This window comes from Bacillus sp. 05T31, from assembly GCF_056396725.1.
The window spans coordinates 1-2552 of sequence record NZ_JBFTMA010000658.1 but is presented as its reverse complement, the minus strand read 5'-3'; the positions used below and the strand labels follow the sequence as shown (position 1 = coordinate 2552).

Genomic DNA, 2552 nt, shown 5'->3' with positions numbered 1-2552 from the left:
GATGGACACCATTTAACGAAAGTAATTAAAGATAGTGAAGTAATGAATCAATTACCAGTCATTATTTTCTCTTCATTAATTACAAATGAGTTGTTCCATAAAGGTGAGGCGGTTGGAGCGAATGCTCAAGTGAGTAAGCCTGATATTCAAGAGTTAATTGGTTTAGTTGATAAGTTAGTACTTTAAAATCTTCTATTTAGCTGGAATAGAGGAACTAGCCAAGTGAGTAAGCGGTCAGTGCCTAATAGTTCTCCATGCGATGTAAGACCAGAGATATGGAGTGGTTGTAGGTAAGTGAAAGAAGTGAGCCTCCGAGTGCGGGTTTGAAGAACCGGTTTAAAACACATTTTTTTAGTTGGAATAGAGGAACTAGCCATGTATAGTACTGGTTAGTTCCTTTTTAGTATTCTATGCTTTGTACAGGCAGAAAAATCAAACGCTTCTGGAGTGTTTATGACTGTATGTATTAATAGTCTCTTTCGTGAATTTAGCTGTTTTTATTTAAGGGTTATTGTTTGGTTTACTTAATAAGTAGTAGGCTTTTTTCATTTGAAAATATAAGAGAATGTATCTTTGGATTGTGTTAGTAATATTTCGTGATAGCGCAAAATTTTTCGGTGAAATTATATTAAAAATACCATATAATATAATTAAATACATTTTATTGATATAGCATCTTGTTAGATTTTTTTAATATTTTCTTAAAAAATATTTTCTATTATTTACATACTTTTTATACCTTTTTGTATGTTAATTATTTGACAGATAATTTTGAAATGTTATAATATGGATATGTGGAAATTTCTATTTTCTTAAAAGACATGGGAGTCAGATGAGAATTGTGAAAGGATGAGGGGCAGTGACACAGAGTATGTATCACCACACAGCAATCAACGTATTAAGTCTTTTACAAAACATGTCAAATAATAAAACGAACGATATGAAATTAGAGGCGGAATTTAAAAAAATAGAGAAACAATTCCGAATAAAGTATGAAGAGCTTATCGATTTATATAATAGAATGGTATTATTTCAAATAGATATAGAAAAAAATGGCGGTATGCGAGTATATGAAAAATCAGGAATTACATGGTTGAAGTCTGAACTAGAACTACTATATGAAGTATATCAATTTTGTCAGCGTCAAGGCTTAAATATCGCAAATATTTCAAAATATGTTAGTAAAAATGAACTGAATTTATTTCCAAAAACGGAAAGTCAATTACAGAACACGTATTATAAATTAAAAAAACAAGAAATTCCGTTTGAAAATATTGAAAAACAAAAGCCAGGCCGAAAACGCAAATATACACCAGTCAAGGATATATTTGTTGAGGCGAAACAAGAAAGAAAACAGGAAGTAAAAGAAGATTTCCGAAGTGAAGAGGACGAAAAAAATCTCGTAACAGTTATATCAGGTATCGTTGATAATTTTGAAACAATTAGTCAATCCCGTGAAAAGAAAGAGCATGAATTACATCAGTTTATGGAGGGAATCTATAAGCTTTCTAGCATGGCTGCAGAGCGTTCGAAAGAAGAAAAGAATGCTCGAGGTCTTGAAGGTGAAGTACATTCATTACGAACTGAAAATGATAGGTTAAAGCGAGAGAAGGAAGACCTTGTACATGATATTAAAGAAATGACGCATCATTTAATTCATTTCATTACGAGCTCTGATATCGATCAAATTCGTACGTTACCTTTCTTCGTAAAAGAGTGCAAACAAGATTTACATAAGCTAGGATTATATAACGCTCAAGACGGAAAAATGAAAATTATGGTTGATAGTAGCGGTCAAGTTATGACCGTACCACAATAAAAATGGGTACAAAACAAAAGGGAAATACATATACACTATGTATTTCCCTTTTGTTTTGTATGGAATCATTTCGGGCAGAGGAAAAGTTATAATTAATTTTAGTAAATCAAAAATTTGTACAAAAGGAAGGAACTAGGTCTTACTTTGTAGTATTGTGATCCGAAAAATACTGGGAATATGCGTATTGTCACTGTGAAAGGGCTTAATACATAATGATTTTAAAGATAAACCGACTCTTCCTCAATATTTAACTGATTTAATTGAGGTGAATAAGCTGTATAATCGTACAGTTGTTATTACATTTCATCAACAAACTTTTAATACGGAGAATTGAAGAGTAAAGTAGGATTCCAAAGCATAGCCAAAAAAGTGGCTGTTATAAGTTATTTGCCTACCAAAATAACCAATATTTGTTTAAAATATAAGATTATTATTTTATTATACCGAGTAATTATTCACATTATATAATAATTACTTACTACATAATTAACATGGTTATCTTACAAAAATGTAAGGTTTTTTTAATTGACACTCGTACATATAAGTAACTATACTGGTTACACGACGTTGGTGAATATATTTAATAGTTTCTATCTATAAGTGTATGTCTCAGGATTCTTTTCGGAATAATAGTTCGATTTGTATTTGATATCTTTAATGTATGAATAATATGTATTTAATCTATTCTTTATTCTAGGTCGTATTATTTAAAGATTAACTATAAATGATATAT

The 2552-nt window shown here is 30.3% G+C and carries 2 protein-coding genes and 1 pseudogene; all 3 read left to right on the top strand.

Annotated features, from left to right (window positions below):
• A partial coding sequence (locus AC1DJR_RS26110) for a response regulator (protein ID WP_477003869.1) occupies positions 1 to 186 on the top strand: 186 nt, incomplete at its 5' end.
• 685 nt (positions 187 to 871) lie between these two features.
• Entirely contained in the window at positions 872 to 1819 is a 948-nt protein-coding gene (locus AC1DJR_RS26105; RefSeq protein WP_061688890.1) for a DNA-binding domain-containing protein, read from the top strand.
• 92 nt (positions 1820 to 1911) lie between these two features.
• Positions 1912 to 2141, top strand: a pseudogene (locus AC1DJR_RS26100) (Ger(x)C family spore germination protein); the annotation flags it as partial.
• Between the last annotated feature and the right edge of the window lie 411 nt (positions 2142 to 2552).